This is a genomic window from Bradyrhizobium denitrificans (genome assembly GCF_013179005.1).
In the GTDB taxonomy this organism is placed as follows: Bacteria; Pseudomonadota; Alphaproteobacteria; order Rhizobiales; family Xanthobacteraceae; genus Bradyrhizobium; species Bradyrhizobium denitrificans.
The window spans coordinates 53,664-72,042 of sequence record NZ_JABFDP010000016.1 but is presented as its reverse complement, the minus strand read 5'-3'; the positions used below and the strand labels follow the sequence as shown (position 1 = coordinate 72,042).

Below are 18,379 nucleotides of genomic sequence, written 5' to 3'. Positions count from 1 at the left end.
GCACTTGCAGCGGCTTGAACTGTAACCGACGAACTCACAGCTCGTGGACCTTGATGCGCGGATCGATCACCGCATAGAGGACGTCGACCACGAAGTTGACGATGATGACCATGCCCGCGAGCAGCATGACGCAGTTGCGCACGACGATCAGGTCGCGGTTGGCGATCGACTGGAAGATCAGCCGCCCGAGGCCCGGCAGATAGAACACGTTCTCGATCACGATGGTGCCGGCCAGGAGATTGGCGAATTGCAGGCCCATCACGGTGAGCACCGGGATCATCGCGTTGCGCAGCACGTGCTGCCACAGCACCTCGCGCTTCGTCAGCCCTTTGGCCCGCGCCGTGCGGACGAAATCCTCGCGCAGCACGTCGAGCACCGCCGAGCGCGTCACCCGCGCCAGGATCGCCGCCTGCACCACCGCGAGCGCCACCGCCGGCAGCAGCAGCGATCGCAATCCGGGCCAGATGCCGTCCTCCCAGCCGGGGAAGCCGCCGGCCGACAGCCATTGCAGCTTCACCGCGAACAACAGGATCAGCAGGATCGCAAACCAGAAGTTGGGCAGCGCGATGCCGATCTGGGTCAGCGACATCACGCCGACATCGCCCAGCCGGTTATGATGGGCCGCCGTATAGATTCCGGCCGCAAGCGCCAGCACCGTCGTCAGCAGCATCGCGAGGATCGCGAGCGGAATGGTCATCGCCAGCCGCTCGCGGATCAGTTCGGCCACCGGCGTGCCATAGGCATAGCTGTTGCCGAGATCACCGACCACGAGCCCGCGGAGCCAATGCAGATAGCGGAGCGCCAGCGGCTGATCCAGCCCGAGCTTGACGGTCAGGGCCCTGACAGCGTCCGGCGAGGCATCCGCGCCCATCAGCATCTGGGCGGCGTTCCCCGGCAACGCGTCGAGCACGAGGAAAATGATCAGCGACGCGCCGACCAGGGTCGCAAGCAAGGTCAGGCATCGCCGCAGCAGAAAGACGCTCATCCGCGCCGGGGCTCCAATTTTCGGCGGCCGCACGTTCCACAGCTTTAGGCCCCGATGCAAGCCCCGGTGCCTGCATGATTGCCCGTGTCAGACGCAGGACCGGATCGCACCAGCCCCGGCGAGCCTCGCCGGATTGATCCCGGTCAACGGTTCGACGTCTGCGATCTGCATCATGCGGCCGTTCGTTCCAGTGCAGGCCCATCTCTTATGACCACCCGTCCACGCTTCGTCTGGGGCGCATCCACCTCGGCCTTCCAGATCGAAGGCGCGGCGCATCGCGACGGTCGGGCCGACAGCATCTGGGATGTCTATCTGCGGGCGCCCGGCCGCGTCAGCCACAATGATACCGCTGACATCGCGTGCGACCACTATCATCGCTATGCCGACGATGTGACGCTGATGCGCGATCTCGGCCTCGATGCCTATCGCTTCTCGATCGCCTGGCCGCGGGTGCTGCCGCAGGGACGCGGCGCGGCCAACGAAGCCGGACTTGCCTTCTACGACCGCCTGATCGATGCCCTGCTGGCCGCAGGAATCGAGCCCTGGCTCTGCCTCTATCATTGGGACCTGCCGCAGGCCCTGGGCGAGCTCGGCGGCTGGCAGAACCGCGATATCGCCGGCTGGTTCGCCGACTACACCGCACTGGTGGCGCGGCGCTATGGTGACCGGGTCAAGCGCTTCGCGACCTTCAACGAGCCTGGCGTGTTCACGCTGTTCGGCTACGGGCTGGGCTGGCATGCGCCGGGCGTCGCAGACAAGGCAGCGCTGCACCAGGCCATTCATCACGTCAATCTCAGCCATGGCCGCGCCGTCGACGTGCTGCGCCGCGACGTCGTCGGCGCCTCGATCGGCGCCATCCATAATCGCCAGCCCTGCTATCCCTGCACCAGCAGTCCCGAGGACGCGGCTGCCGCGCTGCGGCTCGCGGCCTATTGGAACGACGCCTTCCCGTTTCCGCAGGCGTTCGCCTGCTATCCGCCGGCACTGCGCGACGCCGTCACGCCCTATGTCAGGCCCGACGACATGGCGCAGATCGGCCGCCCCGTCGACTGGTTCGGGCTGAATCACTATTCGCCGCATTACGTCAAGGCCGACACCAACCTGATCGGCGCCAGTTTCGGTCCGCCGCCGCAGGCCGTGCCGCGCAGTGCGATCGGCTGGCCCGTGGTGCCGGATGCGTTCCGCGAAACGCTGGTCGATATCGACCAGCGGTTCCGGATCCCGATCTATGTGATGGAGAACGGCACGGCCGCCGCCGACGTGATCGATCCCGCGGGCGATATCCAGGATGACGACCGGATCCGCTACCTCAAGGCCTATATCACGGCCATGGAACAGGCCATCGCCGCGGGCGCGGATGTGCGCGGCTATTTCGTCTGGTCGCTGATGGATAATTTTGAATGGGGGGCAGGCTATTCGCAGCGTTTCGGCATTGTCTATGTCGACCACGCCACGCAGCGCCGCATTCCCAAGGCATCGGCGCGATGGTATGCGGAGATGATTGCGGCAAGGCGGTCGCCCGACGATCCGGCCGGGCCGCACAACCGGGCGGAAGAGTGAGGAATGAGCGATCGCGTGCTTCTGGGGGACATCGGCGGCACCAATGCGCGCTTTGCGCTGCTTGACGGAGGCACGATCGACCATGTCGAACACCTGAAGGTCGCAGACTATCCGACCATCGATGATGCCATCACCGAGTTCCTGGCCCGGCATGCGGCCGGCGGGGCACCCGGCGCGGCCGTGCTCGACATTGCCGGTCCGATCGAGCGCAACCGCGGCATGCTGACCAATTCGACCTGGGTGATCGACGGGGCCGAGCTCAAGGCGCGCTTCAATCTGCGCTCGGCAAGGCTCCTCAACGATTTCGAGGCCGTCGGCTGGTCGCTGCCGGCGCTGCATCCGGACGATCTGTTTCCGCTCGGCGGCGACGCAGCCGTTGCTGGCGCGCCGATGCTGGTGATCGGCCCGGGCACAGGATTCGGCGCCGCCTGCTATCTCCCGGGCGACGGCCGTCCCATGGTGGCCGTGACCGAAGCTGGCCACGCCACGCTGCCGGCGACGACCGCGCGCGAGGCCGCGGTGCTGGCCAAGATGCGCGAGCGCTTCGGCCATGTCTCGATCGAGCGGGCGCTCTCGGGCATGGGGCTCGAGAACGTCTACCGGGCCGTTGCCGCCGTCGATGGCGTCACAGTGCCGCCGCGCGATGCGGCCGCGATCACCAGCGCCGCGCTCGACGGCAGTTGCACGACCAGCCGCGCGACGCTCGACATGTTCTGCGCGTGGCTCGGCGCCGTCGCCGGCAATCTGACCTTGACGTTCTGCGCCCGCGGCGGCGTCTATATCGCCGGCGGCATCCCGCCGCGCTTTCCCGACTATTTCGCCAGGTCCGATTTCCGCCGGCAGTTCGAGAGCAAGGGACGCTATGACAGCTATCTGCGTCCGATCCCGGTGCACCTCGTCACCAAGCCGGATATCAGCTTCCTTGGTCTCAAATCGTTCTATGAATCCGTCATTCCCGCGAGCGGCGGCGCTCCCACACACTGACAGAGAATGAGTGACATCGTCACGATCACGCCGAACCCGGCTGTCGACGTCTCGACGACCGTCGAGAGGATCATGCCGGTAGCGAAGCTGCGCGGCACCACGCAGCAGCGTGATCCCGGCGGCGGCGGCATCAATGTCGCGCGCGTGATCACCCGCCTCGGCGGCGATGTGACCGCGCTCTATCCCGTGGGCGGGCCGACCGGGCAGCTGTTGAAGCAGCTCGTGGAGAGCGAAGGCGTCACCAGCCTCACCTGGACAACAGCCGAGCACACGCGCGAGGACTTTTTCGTGCAGGAGCGCGCCACGGCCCAGCCCTACCGCTTCATCCTTCCCGGACCGACGCTGTCTGAAAGCGAGTGGCAGGCTGGTCTCGCGCTGCTCGCCCGCATCGATCCATTCCCCCGCTTCGTGGTCGGCAGCGGCAGCCTGCCGCGCGGGGTCCCGACCGATTACTACGCCCGCATTGCCGCGCTCGTCCGCGCCCGCGGCGCGCAGTTCATCCTCGACACATCGGGCCCGGCCCTGGCCGCGGCCGTCGCCGGCGGCGTCGACCTGATCAAGCCGTCGCTGCGCGAGATGCAGGAGCTCGCCGGCGGCGAACTGCCCGATGCGGCGGCATGGGAACGAGCGGCGCGGGCGCTGGTCGCAAGCGGCAAGGCCGGCACGGTCGCGCTCACCATGGGCCATCTCGGCGCGCTCTTGGTGACATCAGAGCGCGTGCTGCGCGCCCAGCCGCTGACCATGGTGCCGGTCAACGCCGTCGGCGCCGGTGACAGCTTTCTCGGCGCGCTGGTGGCGAAGCTCGCGGCAGGTGCACCACTGGAGGACGCGTTCCGCTTCGCGGTTGCGGCCGGCGCGGCAGCGTTGCTGCGTACCGGCACCGCGCTATGCGATCCGTCCGATGTCAACCGTCTGCTGGCTGACGTGCGGCTGGAGACGGCGTAACTTTCAACTCCCCGTCGCCGTTGAGCCGATCAAGCGACAGCAGCAATCCGCCGACGCGCTCCAGCGACGACGTCCACTCGGCGACGCGGCTGAAATTGTCCACCATCCAGTTGAACGAGCCCTGCACCAGCGTGAATGCAGCAGCCGCCTGGGTCAGCTCGCCCAGCGTCATCTGATCCGCGAGGAACTTCGGCGCGCACAGCACGAGGCCGATGATCGGCGCGATCAGCGTATTGAGATGAGACACCAGGGTGTTGCGCATCAATTGCCAGCACAGCCGCTTCCATTGCTGGATCGTACGGTCGAGCGCCATCCAGATGCCCGCGATGACGCCGCGCTCCTCGTGCTTGGGCGTGATGCCTTCGCCGACGTCGCGCAGGTGGTGCGCCGCGGTGATCAGCTCCGACTCGGCTTGGTTCTTGGTCTGGATGACGCGGGTGAGCGGCGAGCCGACCCACAGCATGGCCCCGGTGACCAGCACGGAATAGACGATGACGCTGACCACTAGGTAGCCAGGAATCCACAACTGCAGCCCGGCCGCGGCAAAACCGATCGACCCGCCGACTTGCCACAGCACCTGCACGAACACCACCGCCGTCAGCAGCGAGGAGATCATGCTGACCGCGAAGTCGACCGGCGCATCGGTCGCGATGCGGATGTCCTCGGCGATGCGGTACTCGGGAATCTTCTGATCGCCCCGCACCGTCGCGAGCCGCGCATAGCGGTCGTTCTCGACCCAATAATCGATCACCTTGGCGCTCAGCCATTGCCGCCAGTTGCGCTGCATCGCCATACGACCCCACACCGAGACAATTGCCAGCACAACGCTCGAAAGACAAAGTGGGATGAGCAGAACGGCCTGTTGCCGCAGCCGCGTCGGATCGCGGCGTTCCAGCGCGTCGAAGAAATCCCGGTTCCAGTAGTTGAAGCGGAACTGGACGTAGAGCTGCAGCACCACGAGGACGATCAGGGCGGCGCAGAGCAGCCAGACCCGCCAGGCCGCCGATCCCAGCCAGAATTGCCGTGCCGTCAGCCAGAATCGCGACCATTCGCGATTGCCGTCCTCATTCTCGTCGTCGGACATCATCGTGGGTCGGGCGTCCTCCGCTTCAGCTCTGGAACTTCTAGCACAACGTGATCTAAGGAGCGCCGACGTCGTTCCGCTTGATCTTCCGCAAGTCATCCGCCGTGCAACGCGACAAACTTGCTGCCTACGCTGCGACGCGGGAGATCACCGATGACGGCACCCGGGTACATCCGTTGGTTCAAGGACCTTCGCATCGAGGACGTGCCCGAGGTCGGCGGCAAGACCGCCTCGCTCGGCGAACTCTATTCGGCCTTGGCGCCGCACGGCGTGCGCGTGCCCAACGGCTTCGCGCTGACCGCTGCCAGTTACCGTGACGCCCTCCGCGCGGGTGGTGCCGATGACGAGCTGCGCAAGCTGCTTGCTGGCCTCGACAAACGGCGCATCGCCGATCTCGCCAAGCGGGCGGCAAAGGCGCGGGCGATCGTGTTCGCCGCGACCGATCGCGACGAGTTGCGCCGCGAGGTCACGCAGGCGTACCGGCAGCTGGAGCAGGAATATGGCCGCGGCGTTGCCGTGGCGGTGCGCAGTTCCGCCACCGCCGAGGACCTGCCCAATGCAAGCTTCGCCGGGCAGCACGAAAGCTTCCTCAACGTCCGCGGGCCCAAGGATCTGTTCGAGGCCTGCCGCCGCTGTTTCGCCTCGCTCTACACCGACCGCGCCATTTCCTACCGCATCGACAACGGCTTTGCGCACGACAAGGTCGCCCTGTCGGTCGCCGTCATGAAGATGGTGCGATCCGATCTTGCCGCCAGTGGGGTGATGTTCTCGCTCGACACCGAGAGCGGCTTTCGCGACGTCGCCTTCATCACCGGCGTCTATGGCCTCGGCGAGACCATCGTGCAGGGCACGGTCGATCCGGACGAGTTCTACGTGCACAAGCCGACCTTCGCCGCCGGCTTCCGCAGCGTGCTGTCGCGCCGGCTCGGCGCCAAGGACAAGCGGATGGTCTACGCCAAGACCGGCGCGCGCGGCGCGACCACGCGCACCGAGGCCATGCCGCCGGCCGACAGGGCGAAATTCTGCATCGATGATGCCGACGTGCTGGAACTGGCGCAGGCCACGATCACGGTCGAACAGCACTACTCGCAGAAGGCCGGGCGGCCGACGCCGATGGACATCGAATGGGCCAAGGACGGCCGCGACGGCGCGCTCTACATCATCCAGGCCCGGCCGGAGACCGTCGCCTCACAGCGCCGGCCCGAGGCGATCGAAACCCATGTGCTCCAGAAGACCGGCCAGGTGCTGGCGACCGGCCGCGCCGTCGGCGAAAAGATCGCCGCCGGCAAGATCCGCCTGATCCGCACGGCGAAGGATTTGCGTGCGTTCCGGCCCGGCGAGGTGCTGGTCGCCGCCTCGACCAGCCCGGACTGGGAGCCGGTCATGAAGACGGCGGCCGCGATCGTCACCGATCATGGCGGCCGCACCTGCCATGCCGCCATCATCGCCCGCGAGCTCGGGGTGCCGGCGGTGGTCGGCACCGAGGATTTCAGCGCGCGCGCCAAGACCGGGGCAAGCGTCACCGTCTGCTGCGCCGAGGGCGATGCCGGACATGTCTATCACGGCGCCCTGCCGTTCGAGGTGCAGCGCATCGCGATCGATCGGCTGGAGAAGCCGCGCACCGAGATCATGGTCAATCTCGGCAATCCCGAACTCGCCTTCAAGACCGCGCTGCTGCCGAGCGACGGCGTTGGGCTGGCGCGCATGGAGTTCATCATCAACCAGTCGATCGGCATTCACCCGATGGCGCTGGCCACGCCGAACAAGGTGAATTCGGCGAAGGACCGCGCGACGATCAAACGCCTCACCGCGCGTTACAAGAAACCGGCCGACTTCTTCGTCGAGCGGCTTTCGGAAGGCGTCGGCACCATTGCCGCCGCGTTCTATCCGCGTCCCGTCATCGTGCGCCTGTCGGATTTCAAGACCAACGAATATGCCAGCCTGATCGGCGGCTCGGATTTCGAGCCGAAGGAAGAGAACCCGATGCTCGGCTTCCGCGGTGCCTCGCGCTACGCCCATCCCGCCTATGCCGCCGGCTTCGCGCTGGAATGCGCCGCCTTGAAGCGGGTGCGCGATGTGATGGGCCTGCGCAATCTCAAGCTCATGATCCCGTTCTGCCGCCGCGTCGAGGAGGCGCGCAAGGTGATCGCGGCGATGGCCGGGCATGGCCTCGTCCGCGGCGAGAACGGGCTCGAGATCTACATGATGTGCGAGATCCCCAACAATGTGATCCTGATCGACGACTTCGCTCAGCATTTCGACGGCTTCTCGATCGGCTCCAACGACCTCACCCAGCTCACGCTCGGCGTCGACCGCGATTCGGAACTCGTGGCGTTCGACTTCGACGAGCGCGATCCCGGCATGCTGGCGATGTTGAAGCTGGCCATCGATGGTGCGCACCGCAACCACCGCCATGTCGGCATCTGCGGCGAGGCGCCGGCGAACTATCCGGAGATCGCGCGCTACCTCGCCGGGCTCGGCATCGACTCCATCAGCGTCAATCCGGCGAGCATTCTGCGCACCATGGCGATCGTGCGCGCGGCCGAGCAGGAGCTCGTAGCGCCGGCGCCGCAGGCGCTGGCCAGCTAATCGCGCCCCGGTGCGGGCCCGCGGCCGTGGCGATCATGGAGATCGGCGATGGCGCGTTCGGCTGCGGCGATCAGTTCGCGGATGCGCCGCGACTGCTCGCCCGGCTCCCCCTCGCCGCCGGACTGGGCGAGCTGATCGAGCCAGCGCAGGATCAGCCGCCACGAATCGAGCGTGAGCTGCAGGCGTACGAGTTGCCCCTCGATCGAAGCCTCGGGCGCGGGCTCGGTTCGCTCGACGCGCACCGCCCGCGACGCAGCCGTGGGGAATTTGATGATGTCTGCCACGGCTCACCCATGATCTGACTGCAGCAACGCCACCGCACCACGAGGTGGCCGGCGCTGGCGGCGCCTCAGGCGGCCCGCACCGTGCCGAGGAATCGCGTGATTTCACCGCGCAGCCGTTCGCTGTCCGTGGACAGCGATTTGGCCGCAGAGAGCACCTGCGACGAGGCTGAGCCGGTCTCGGAGGCACCGCGCTGCACGTCGATGATGTTCGTCGAGACCTCCCTGGTGCCCTGCGAGGCCTGCTGCACGTTGCGCGAGATTTCCTGGGTCGCGGCGCCCTGCTGCTCGACCGCGGCGGCGATCGTCGAGGCGATCTCCGCCAGCCGCTCGATCGTGCCCGAGATCTCCCGGATCGCCCCGACCGATTCCTGCGTCGCGGTCTGAATGCCGGAAATCTGCTGGCCGATCTCCCCGGTGGCCTTGGCGGTCTGCTCGGCAAGCGCCTTCACCTCGGTGGCCACCACCGCGAATCCGCGGCCGGCTTCACCGGCGCGCGCTGCCTCGATGGTGGCATTGAGCGCCAAGAGATTGGTTTGCCCGGCGATGGTGTTGATCAGCTCGACGACGTCGCCGATGCGTGCGGCGGCCTTCGACAGCTCGCTGACCCGATCGTTGGTCTTGCGCGCCTGGCTGACCGCTTCATTGGCCATCCGTGCCGATTCCTGCACTTGGCGGCTGATCTCATTGACGGAGGATGACAGCTCCTCAGCCGCCGAGGCCACCGAATGCACGTTGGTCGAGGCCTCTTCCGAGGCAGAGGCCACCACGTTGGTGAGCCGCTGCGATCGCTCCGCCGTCTGGTTGAGCGTGTTGGCAGATGCCTCGAGCTCCGTCGATGCCGACGACACCGTGTGGACGATGTCGCCGACAGCCTGCTCGAATTTGTTGGCGAGGTCGTGCATGTCGCGCCGGCGCTGCTCCGCAGCCTGCCGCTCGGTCTCCTCCTGCACTTTCTTCAGGCGCGCCACCTCGATGCCGTTGGTCTTGAAGACCTGGACGGTCTTGGCCATGTCGCCGAGTTCGTCGCGGCGTTCGGTCTCGGGCACCTCGACGGTGAGATCGTTGTTGGCGAGCCGCTCCATCGCGGCCTTCAGCCGGGCGATGGGGGCCGACAGCGATCTCAAGCCGATGAACAATGCAATGGCGACGCCGATGATCAGTCCAACAATCCCAACCAGCATCACCGCGCGGGTGCTTGAGTCAGCTTCGGCTCGGATGGCCTCATTCTTCTTGCGCGTCAGTTCCACGATCTGACCGACGAAGGTCTGCAGTTTGCCGAGCACACCGTCGATGGCCGGATCGCATTCCTGGTGCGCGCGATCGGCCACCTTGGCATTTTCCTCCGGGCTCACCGCCTTGGCCCCGGCCTCCAGCACGGGATCGCAAACGGCAAATGCCCGTGTCAGGTCAGCCTTGAATCCATCGATCTGCTTGGTCTGCGCCGGGTCTTCTTTGGACGCCAGGTCCATGAAGGATGCGATCTCGTCACGGTTTTTGACGGCGAGCTTCAACCGCTTCTCGTTGCCTTCGGCGGTCGTCTCCGTGAGCAGAGCGTAGAGCGCGGCATGATAGGTTTCGAGGCGGCGCTGAGCCCGCACCACCGCGATGGAACTCATTTGCTGGTTGGACAGCTCCGCGAAGTCCGCAACCGTCGTGCTCAATTGGTTGGTGCCGAACACGACGACGCCGGCAAGTGTTGCTCCCAGCACGGCAACGATGAGGCTGATCTTCCAAATGATCTTGAGATGGTCGAGCAACCGCATCGACATGTTCCCCGCATTCGCCGTTGAAGCGGCCTGGACGAATCTGCGTCGGATCGTCGCATGGGAACCTAACGAAAGCTCTCTTTTCCGGACCCGTGGAAATCCGGACGGAAGGTTTGATGTTGCCGCAGCGCCGGGAGGGCGCCTTACCAGAGCACCATTCTCACCGGGCCGCCTCGAACCCGGCCAGCACGGCGGTCAGGTTCTGGCCGAGAATGTCGGAGAGATAGCCGCCCTCCTGCACGAACACCGTGGGCAGGCCGAGCCGCGCGATCGCGCCGCCGATGCGCCGGAAACCGGGCGTGGTCACCGACAATCCCTTGAGCGGATCGTGCTCGGACGCATCGAGGCCAAGTGCGACGACGAGCGCGCCGGGGGCGAAGGCATGGATGGTCTTGGCCGCGGTCTCGAACGCCTTCAGATAGGTGTCGTCGCCGCTCTTCAGCGCCAGGGGAATGTTGAGGTTGGCGCCGAGCCCGGCGCCGGCGCCACGTTCATGCGCGTAGCCCCACACAAACGGATAGTAGTGCGCCGGATCGGCGTGGATCGAGATGGTGAGTACGTCAGGACGCTCGTAGAAGATGCCCTGCGTGCCATTGCCGTGATGGACATCGACATCGAGGATCGCGACGCGCTCATGGCGCTGCCGCAGATGGGCCGCCGCAATCGCCGAGTTGTTCATGAAACAGAAGCCGGAGGCGATGTCGCGATAGGCGTGGTGACCGGGCGGACGGCACAGCGCATAGGCCGCATCCTCGCCGTCAAGCAGCAACTGGGCGGCGGTGGTCGCGACGTCGGTCGCGGCACAGGCGCCTTCCCAGGTGCCCGGCCCGATCGGCGCCGAGGTGTCGATCGTGTGCCAGCCGAGCCGTCCGACGATATGGGTCGGATAGGTGGCGGCGTGGCGCACCGGGTGCATGTTCGGAATCATCTCCGTCCCGGCATCGCCGAGCGCGGCCCAAGCCTCCCACGCCTCTTCCAGAAAGTTGAGATACTCCGGACTATGAACGCGCGCGCGTGCTTCCTGGCCGAAATGGGTGGGCGCAACCAACTCGTGATTGCCGACCTTCAATCCTGCAAGCAAGCGGTCAGCCCGTTCGGGCTGCTCGGTGGTGCGCTTGACCACCCCACGCACGAGGTAGAATTGCGGATCATGGCTACGATGCAGCTCGGTATAGACGGCCTTCACGCGCGCGGGCTCCTGTTCGCTTGCGCAAACGATTGTGCACGCAGCAGCGGTCGATACAAGCGTCGACCGCTCGCGCGCTGGATGATGTTTGTGCACTTCCAAAGGGCGGAACGCGTCGCGTCGGGCGCCATCGCGTGAGGATGAGACGTTCGCGGTGAAAAGAGCGCGCCACTCGCAACTATCCGCACGTCCGCTTTGTGACCGGCTGAGGGCACGATCAATCCAATAATTGGATCGATCGATACAGGCTTCGGCTTGGACCCCGGACCTCCATCTCCTCTAGGACAGTCCTTGAGGAACGTTACAAGAGAGGTGGAGCGCATGAGCGCAATCGTATCCACGGCCGAATTGCGCCGATCGCGCGTGCGGCTGCTCATCGTGACCATGCTGTTCCTGGTCACGACCGTGAACTATGCCGACCGCGCCACGCTGTCGATCGCTGGACCGGCGCTGTCCAAGGAGCTGCATCTCGATCCTGTCGCGATGGGCTATGTATTCTCCGCCTTCGGCTGGTCCTATGTGCTTGCCCAGGTGCCGGGCGGCTGGCTGCTCGACCGCTTCGGCTCGCGCTGGGTCTATGCCTGCAGCATCGTCGTCTGGTCGATCTTCACACTGATGCAGGGCTGGATCGGCTTCTTCTCCGGCGGCGCGGCCATCGTCGCGCTGTTCGCCCTTCGCTTCCTGGTCGGACTCGCCGAGGCGCCGAGCTTCCCGGCCAACGCGCGCATCGTGGCCGCCTGGTTTCCGAGCAACGAGCGCGGCACGGCATCGGCGTTCTTCAACTCCGGGCAGTATTTCGCCACTGTGATCTTCGCGCCGCTGATGGGCTGGATCGCGCATGAATTCGGCTGGCGCCACGTCTTCACCGTGATGGGCGCGCTCGGCATCCTCATGGGCCTGGTCTGGATCAAGACCATGTACGGCCCCAAGGAGCATCCCGGCGTCAACGAGGCGGAGCTCGATTATATCAAGGAAGGCGGCGCGCTGGTCGACATGGAGGGCGCGCAAGACGGCAAGACCGCATCGGGCGGACCGACCTGGTCGCATATCGGACAGTTGCTCTCCAACCGCATGATGCTCGGCGTCTATATCGGCCAGTATTGCATCAACACGCTGACCTATTTCTTCCTCACCTGGTTTCCGGTCTATCTGGTCAAGGAGCGCGGGCTGTCGATCCTGCAGGCGGGCTTCGTCGCCACGTTGCCGGCGCTGTGCGGCTTCATCGGCGGCGTGCTCGGCGGCTTCATCTCCGACGCCATCCTGCGCAAGACCGGCTCGCTGACGCTGGCGCGCAAGATCCCGATCGTCGGCGGCATGCTGCTGTCCATGGCTATCATCGGCTGCAATTATGTCGACGGCCAGGCGCTGGTGGTCGGGCTGATGGCGCTCGCCTTCTTCGGCAAGGGCATCGGTGCGCTCGGCTGGGCGGTCGTCTCCGACACCTCGCCGAAGGAAGCCGGCGGCGTCTCCGGCGGCCTGTTCAACACCTTCGGCAACCTCTCCAGCATCACCACGCCGATCGTGATCGGCTACATCCTGTCGGCCACCAACTCCTTCAACGGCGCGCTGGTGTTCGTCGGCCTCAATGCCCTGGTGGCGGCGTTTGCCTATCTCTTCATCGTTGGCCGCATCCAGCGCGTCCAACTCCGAGCCTCCTGAGCACCACGCGCGATCAGCGTGGTCTCGACTTGAACGGCGGCCTCGGCCGCCGTTTTTTTTTGCGCGTCGTCAGAGCGACGCACACGACCATCCTGTTCGCCGCGCCTGCGCCGCCCGCCTTTCGCCAACCCGCCCGATCGACATTTCCACCTCGCTTGATCAATGCTACCAAGGCCGGACGACCTGCTCGATCCATGCCGGGGAGGCATCGATGTTCGACCTCAACCAGCTGCGCTGCTTCGTCACCGTGGCGGAGGAGCTGCATTTCGGCCGCGCCGCCGTCCGGCTGAACATGACGCAGCCGCCGCTGTCGCGGCAGATTCAGGTGCTGGAGCACATCATCGATGCCGCGTTGCTCGAGCGCACCAGCCGGTCGGTGAAGCTGACGCCGGCGGGACGCAGCTTCCTGCCCGAGGCGCGGCGCATCCTGAAGATGGCCGAGAGCGCCGCCCAGGTGGCGCAGCGCATTGCCAGCGGCAAGAGCGGCTCGCTGAAGATCGGCTTCACCGCCGCCGCGGCCTACAGCTTCCTGCCCGATCTGGTCGCCGCCTGCCGCACCGAGCTGCCCGAGGCCGACCTGTCGCTGAAGGAGATGGTCTCGGGCGACCAGATCGAGGCGCTGGCCTCCGGCCAGATCGACGCCGGCCTGCTGCGGCCGCCGATCGCGCGGCCGGAATTCGCCACCCGCCGCGTCGTCGCCGAGCCGCTGTGCGCCGCTCTGCCGCGCCGCCATCGTCTCGCGGCCGCCGAGAGCGTGTCGATCCGCGACTTCGACGGCCAGCCCTTCATCATGTATTCGCAGACCGAGGCGCGCTATTTCCACGACCTGCTGGTGTCGCAATTCATGCGCGCCGAGGTGCTGCCGCGCTACGTGCAGCATCTGAGTCAGATCCACTCCATCCTGGCGATGGTGCGCGCCGGTCTGGGGCTCGCGATCGTGCCGGAAGCTGCCGCGAGCCTGAAGATCGCGGATGTGAAGCTGCGGCCGCTGAAGCTGCGCAACCCGACTCCGGCCGAGCTGTTCCTGGTCTGGCGGCGCGATCACGACAATCCGCTGCTGCCGGCCCTGATCGCGATCGCCGGCGGTCTCGCAGCGCTGCAGCAGGCGGAAGATTGATACCCATCCAGCATCAATCAATACCGTGATTGGCTTGGACCGGCATTGAACTTGGTCCTACGACACGGCGCGAGGAATGCGCGCGCCGGTGGAGTCGCCGCGTCTATTCCTGGAACAAAGGTTGAGGACCCGCGCGATGAGCAAGATGACCCCCCAGGAAATGGCTGCGAAAATCGGCAGCGGCCTGCTCTCCTTCCCCGTGACGCCGTTCAAGGCCGACTATTCGTTCGACGAGGCCACCTATCGCGCCAACATGGACTGGCTGTGCGGCTACGAGGTCGCCGGCCTGTTCGCCGCCGGCGGCACCGGCGAGTTCTTCTCGCTGACCCCGGCCGAAGTGCCTGAGGTGGTGCGGGTCGCCGTCGACGAGACCCGCGGCCGCGTGCCTGTGCTGGCCGGCACCGGCTACGGCACCGCCATCGCGCGCGAGATCGCCGTCGGCGCCGAGAAGGCCGGCGCGGACGGCCTGCTGCTGCTGCCGCCCTATCTGACCCATGCCGAGCAGGACGGCCTCGCCGCCCATGTCGAGGCGGTCTGCAAGTCCGTGAAGATCGGCGTCATCGTCTACAATCGCGACAATGCGATCCTGCAGCCAGACACTCTGGCGCGGCTGTGCGAGCGCTGCCCGAACCTGGTCGGCTACAAGGACGGCATTGGCGACATCGAGCTGATGACCCGGGTCTACAGCAAGATGGGCGACCGCCTGACCTATATCGGCGGCCTGCCGACGGCGGAAACCTTCGCGCTGCCCTATCTCGACATGGGCGTGACGACCTACTCGTCGGCCGTGTTCAACTTTGTGCCGGAGTTCGCGACGAACTTCTATGCCGCAGTGCGCAAGCGCGACCACGCCACCATCCATGCCGGATTGAAGGATTTCATTTTGCCGCTGATCGCGATACGCAACCGTAAGAAGGGTTACGCGGTCTCGATCATCAAGGCCGGCATGAAGGTCATCGGCCGCGATTCCGGCCCGGTCCGCCTGCCGCTGACCGACCTCGATGCAGCCGAGATGGCCGAGCTGACCGCGCTGGTGAAGGCGCTGCCGGCAGCGGCGGTGAGCCAGGCGGCGGAGTAAGATTGAGGCTGCCGTCGCTGCGGCGACGGCCTGTCCCTCATCCTGAGGAGCTTGCGCAGCAAGCGTCTCGAAGGATGAGGCCACAGCCGGGGCCTCATGGTTCGAGACGGCGCTGCGCGCCTCCTCACCATGAGGGGACGCGGCGCCAAGAACGAGAGACGACGACGGAGGAGCACGATGAGTCACGAAGCCACCCGCACCGGGATTTCCGGCGCGCCGGTCGTCATCGGCATGGAGGTCATTCCGGTCGCCGGGCGTGACAGCATGCTGCTCAACCTCTCAGGCGCGCATGGGCCGTTCTTCACCCGCAACCTCGTCATCCTCACTGACAATGCCGGCCACACCGGCGTCGGCGAGGTGCCGGGCGGCGAGAAGATCCGGCAGACGCTGGAGGATGCCAAGAGCCTGATCGTCGGCCAGAGCATCGGCGCCTGCAACACGATCCTGGCGTCGATGCGCACCGCCTTCGCCGACCGCGACGCCGGCGGCCGCGGCAAGCAGACATTCGATCTGCGCGTGATGATCCACGCTGTCACCGCGGTCGAATCCGCGCTGCTCGACCTCTTGGGCCAGCATCTCGGCCTGCCGGTCGCGGCGCTGCTCGGCGAAGGCCAGCAGCGGACCTCGGTCGAGGCGCTCGGCTATCTCTTCTTCATCGGCGATCGCAAGAAGACCGACCTGCCCTACGCGACGGGCGAAGGCGAGCGTGATGGCTGGTTCACCCTGCGCCACCATGAGGCGATGACGCCCGAGGCCGTGGTGCGGCTCGCCGAGGCCACGCATGACGCCTACGGCTTCGCCGACTTCAAGCTGAAGGGCGGCGTGCTCAAGGGCGAGGCCGAGATCGAGGCGGTGACGGCGATCGCCAAGCGCTTTCCGCAGGCGCGCGTCACGCTCGACCCGAACGGCGCCTGGTCGCTCGATGAGGCGATCCGGCTGTGCAAGGACATGCACGGCATCCTCGCTTACGCCGAGGACCCATGCGGCGCCGAAGCCGGCTTCTCCGGCCGCGAGATCATGGCCGAGTTCCGCCGTGCCACCGGCCTGCCGACCGCCACCAACATGATCGCCACCGACTGGCGGCAGCTCAGCCATGCGCTGCGGCTGGGTGCGGTCGACATCCCCCTGGCCGACCCCCATTTCTGGACGATGCAGGGCTCGGTGCGCGTCGCCCAGACCTGCCGCGACAACGGCCTCACCTGGGGTTCACACTCCAACAACCATTTCGACATTTCGCTGGCGATGTTCACCCATGTTGCCGCCGCCGCCCCGGGCAAGGTCACCGCGATCGACACCCATTGGATCTGGCAGGACGGCCAGGCCCTGACGAAAGCGCCGCTGCAGATCAAGGGCGGCCGGATCGCCGTGCCCGAGCAGCCCGGGCTCGGCATCGAGGTCGACCGCGGCGCCATCGAAAAGGCTCATGCTCTGTACAAGAGCCACGGGCTCGGCGCCCGCGACGACGCCGTCGCAATGCAGTATCTGATCCCCGGCTGGACCTTCGACGACAAGCGCCCCTGTCTCGTGCGATGACGGGGGCGATCGGTTAGATTGTCCGAGCAATCGCGCAAAGTCTGGAGAACAACATGAACGCGATCCTCAAGAATTTCATTGCCGGCGAGTGGGTCGACGGCAGCGGGGTGACCCGCAACATCAACCCGTCCAACACCAACGACGTCGTCGGCGAATATGCCAAGGCCGACCGCGCACAGACCGAGAAGGCGATCGCCGCCGCCAAGGCCGCCTTCCCCGCCTGGTCGCGCTCGACCCCGCAGGAGCGCTATGACGCGCTGAACAAGATCTCGGCGGAGATCCTGTCGCGCAAGGAAGAGCTCGGCCGCCTGCTCGCCCGCGAGGAAGGCAAGACCCTGCCGGAGGGCATCGGCGAGGTCGCCCGCGCAGGCCAGATCTTCGCGTTCTTTGCCGGCGAGGCGCTGCGCCTGACCGGCGAGAAGGGCGCCTCGGTCCGTCCGGGCCTCGATGTCGAGATCACGCGTGAGGCGGTCGGCGTCGTCGGCATGATCACGCCCTGGAATTTCCCGATCGCGATTCCCGCCTGGAAGATCGCCCCTGCCCTCTGCTACGGCAACACCGTGGTGTTCAAGCCGGCCGAGCTGGTGCCGGGCTCGGCGCATGCGCTGTCCGAGATCATCGCGCGCTCCGGCCTTCCTGCCGGCGTGTTCAACCTCGTGGTCGGCTCCGGCTCGGTGGTCGGCCAAACCCTGCTCGAGCATCCCGACGTCGCCGCGATCTCCTTCACCGGCTCGGTCGGCACCGGCCGCAAGATCGCGCAGGCCTGCGTGCTCTCGAACCCGATGAAGAAGTTCCAACTCGAAATGGGCGGCAAGAATCCGCTGGTCGTGCTGGACGACGCCGACGTCAAGGTCGCGGTCGAGGCGGCCGCCAACGGCGCCTATTTCTCCACCGGCCAGCGCTGCACGGCGTCCTCGCGCCTGATCGTGACCGAGGGCATCCACGATACATTCGTGGCTGCGCTGACCGAGCGGCTGAAGGGCCTCGTGGTCGATGACGCCGTCAAGCAGGGCACCCATATCGGCCCGGTGGTCGACGCCAACCAGCTCGAGCAGGACCAGCGCTATCTGAAGATCGGCCAGGACGAAGGCGCGAAACTCGCCTGGGGCGGCGAGCTGCTGAACCGCGAGACGCCCGGCTTCTACATGCAGCCGGCGCTGTTCACCGAGGCCACCAACAATATGCGCATCGCGCGCGAGGAGATCTTCGGGCCGGTCGCCTGCGTCATCCGCGCCAAGAACTACGACGAGGCGCTGGCGATCTCCAACGACACCGAGTTCGGCCTCGCCGCGGGCGTCTGCACCACCAGCCTGAAATACGCCTCGCACTTCAAACGCAACAGCGAGGCCGGCATGGTGATGGTCAATCTGCCGACCGCCGGCGTCGACTACCACGTCCCGTTCGGCGGCCGCAAAGGCTCGAGCTACGGCGCCCGCGAGCAGGGCTCCTACGCGCGCGAGTTCTACACGACGGTAAAGACGGCCTACACCTTCCCGGTGTGAGCTGGCGAGACACGACCACTAGGACTCGTCATTGCGAGCGAAGCGAAGCAATCCAGGAGCCAGGAAAAAGATTCTGGATTGCTTCGTCGCTTCGCTCCTCGCAATGA

At 66.3% G+C, this 18,379-nt stretch carries 14 protein-coding genes; 9 read left to right on the top strand and 5 right to left on the bottom strand.

Features of this window, described 5'->3' with window-relative positions; translation table 11 throughout:
- Nucleotides 1-34: 34 nt before the first annotated feature.
- Nucleotides 35-985 carry an ABC transporter permease gene (locus HL671_RS18750; protein ID WP_012046326.1) on the bottom strand — a complete coding sequence of 317 codons (951 nt, stop codon included), beginning with the start codon at nucleotides 983-985 and terminating at the stop codon, nucleotides 35-37.
- 207 nt (nucleotides 986-1,192) lie between these two features.
- On the opposite strand from HL671_RS18750, the gene HL671_RS18745 reads away from it, so the two are divergent.
- The 3 genes from HL671_RS18745 to HL671_RS18735 are packed head-to-tail and all read left to right on the top strand — an operon-like array spanning nucleotide 1,193 to nucleotide 4,474.
- Nucleotides 1,193-2,545, top strand: coding sequence for a GH1 family beta-glucosidase (locus tag HL671_RS18745; RefSeq protein ID WP_172237426.1), 1,353 nt, complete (start codon nucleotides 1,193-1,195; stop codon nucleotides 2,543-2,545).
- A gap of 3 nt (nucleotides 2,546-2,548) precedes the next feature.
- Nucleotides 2,549-3,529 (top strand): glucokinase, encoded by a 981-nt coding sequence (glk, locus tag HL671_RS18740; RefSeq protein WP_172237423.1) that lies wholly within the window; start codon nucleotides 2,549-2,551, stop codon nucleotides 3,527-3,529.
- A 6-nt stretch (nucleotides 3,530-3,535) separates the two neighbouring features.
- Nucleotides 3,536-4,474: a 1-phosphofructokinase family hexose kinase gene (locus HL671_RS18735; RefSeq protein WP_012046329.1), complete on the top strand. Its 939-nt coding sequence runs from the start codon at nucleotides 3,536-3,538 to the stop codon at nucleotides 4,472-4,474.
- Here HL671_RS18735 and HL671_RS18730 read toward each other — a convergent pair.
- On the bottom strand, nucleotides 4,434-5,558 hold the full coding sequence (locus HL671_RS18730) for an SbmA/BacA-like family transporter (protein ID WP_172237420.1): 1,125 nt from the start codon (nucleotides 5,556-5,558) through the stop codon (nucleotides 4,434-4,436). The two genes, HL671_RS18735 and HL671_RS18730, sit on opposite strands and share 41 nt — an antisense overlap.
- A gap of 153 nt (nucleotides 5,559-5,711) precedes the next feature.
- On the opposite strand from HL671_RS18730, the gene ppsA reads away from it, so the two are divergent.
- The gene (gene ppsA, locus HL671_RS18725) at nucleotides 5,712-8,147 is read left to right on the top strand and encodes a phosphoenolpyruvate synthase (protein ID WP_012046331.1); all 2,436 of its coding nucleotides are present in this window, start codon (nucleotides 5,712-5,714) and stop codon (nucleotides 8,145-8,147) included.
- Here ppsA and HL671_RS18720 read toward each other — a convergent pair.
- The 3 genes from HL671_RS18720 to HL671_RS18710 form a co-directional block, all read right to left on the bottom strand.
- The gene (locus HL671_RS18720; RefSeq protein WP_012046332.1) at nucleotides 8,144-8,431 is read right to left on the bottom strand and encodes a hypothetical protein; all 288 of its coding nucleotides are present in this window, start codon (nucleotides 8,429-8,431) and stop codon (nucleotides 8,144-8,146) included. The two genes, ppsA and HL671_RS18720, sit on opposite strands and share 4 nt — an antisense overlap.
- Nucleotides 8,432-8,496: 65 nt before the next feature.
- Nucleotides 8,497-10,194: a methyl-accepting chemotaxis protein gene (locus tag HL671_RS18715; protein WP_172237603.1), complete on the bottom strand. Its 1,698-nt coding sequence runs from the start codon at nucleotides 10,192-10,194 to the stop codon at nucleotides 8,497-8,499.
- Between the two features lie 163 nt (nucleotides 10,195-10,357).
- On the bottom strand, nucleotides 10,358-11,383 hold the full coding sequence (locus HL671_RS18710) for a histone deacetylase family protein (RefSeq protein WP_172237418.1): 1,026 nt from the start codon (nucleotides 11,381-11,383) through the stop codon (nucleotides 10,358-10,360).
- A gap of 321 nt (nucleotides 11,384-11,704) precedes the next feature.
- Here HL671_RS18710 and HL671_RS18705 point away from each other — a divergent pair, with 321 nt between their 5' ends.
- The 5 genes from HL671_RS18705 to HL671_RS18685 all read left to right on the top strand — a co-directional run bounded on the left by HL671_RS18705 (nucleotide 11,705) and on the right by HL671_RS18685 (nucleotide 18,272).
- Nucleotides 11,705-13,042: an MFS transporter gene (locus tag HL671_RS18705; RefSeq protein WP_172237416.1), complete on the top strand. Its 1,338-nt coding sequence runs from the start codon at nucleotides 11,705-11,707 to the stop codon at nucleotides 13,040-13,042.
- Between the two features lie 211 nt (nucleotides 13,043-13,253).
- A complete protein-coding gene (locus tag HL671_RS18700; RefSeq protein ID WP_172237414.1) occupies nucleotides 13,254-14,159 on the top strand; it encodes a LysR family transcriptional regulator in 906 nt (301 codons plus the stop codon).
- 136 nt (nucleotides 14,160-14,295) lie between these two features.
- On the top strand, nucleotides 14,296-15,237 hold the full coding sequence (kdgD, locus tag HL671_RS18695; protein WP_172237412.1) for a 5-dehydro-4-deoxyglucarate dehydratase: 942 nt from the start codon (nucleotides 14,296-14,298) through the stop codon (nucleotides 15,235-15,237).
- A 177-nt stretch (nucleotides 15,238-15,414) separates the two neighbouring features.
- Nucleotides 15,415-16,770 carry a glucarate dehydratase gene (gene gudD / locus HL671_RS18690; protein WP_172237410.1) on the top strand — a complete coding sequence of 452 codons (1,356 nt, stop codon included), beginning with the start codon at nucleotides 15,415-15,417 and terminating at the stop codon, nucleotides 16,768-16,770.
- Nucleotides 16,771-16,823: 53 nt separating this feature from the next.
- Entirely contained in the window at nucleotides 16,824-18,272 is a 1,449-nt protein-coding gene (locus HL671_RS18685; RefSeq protein ID WP_012046339.1) for an aldehyde dehydrogenase family protein, read from the top strand.
- Nucleotides 18,273-18,379: the final 107 nt, after the last annotated feature.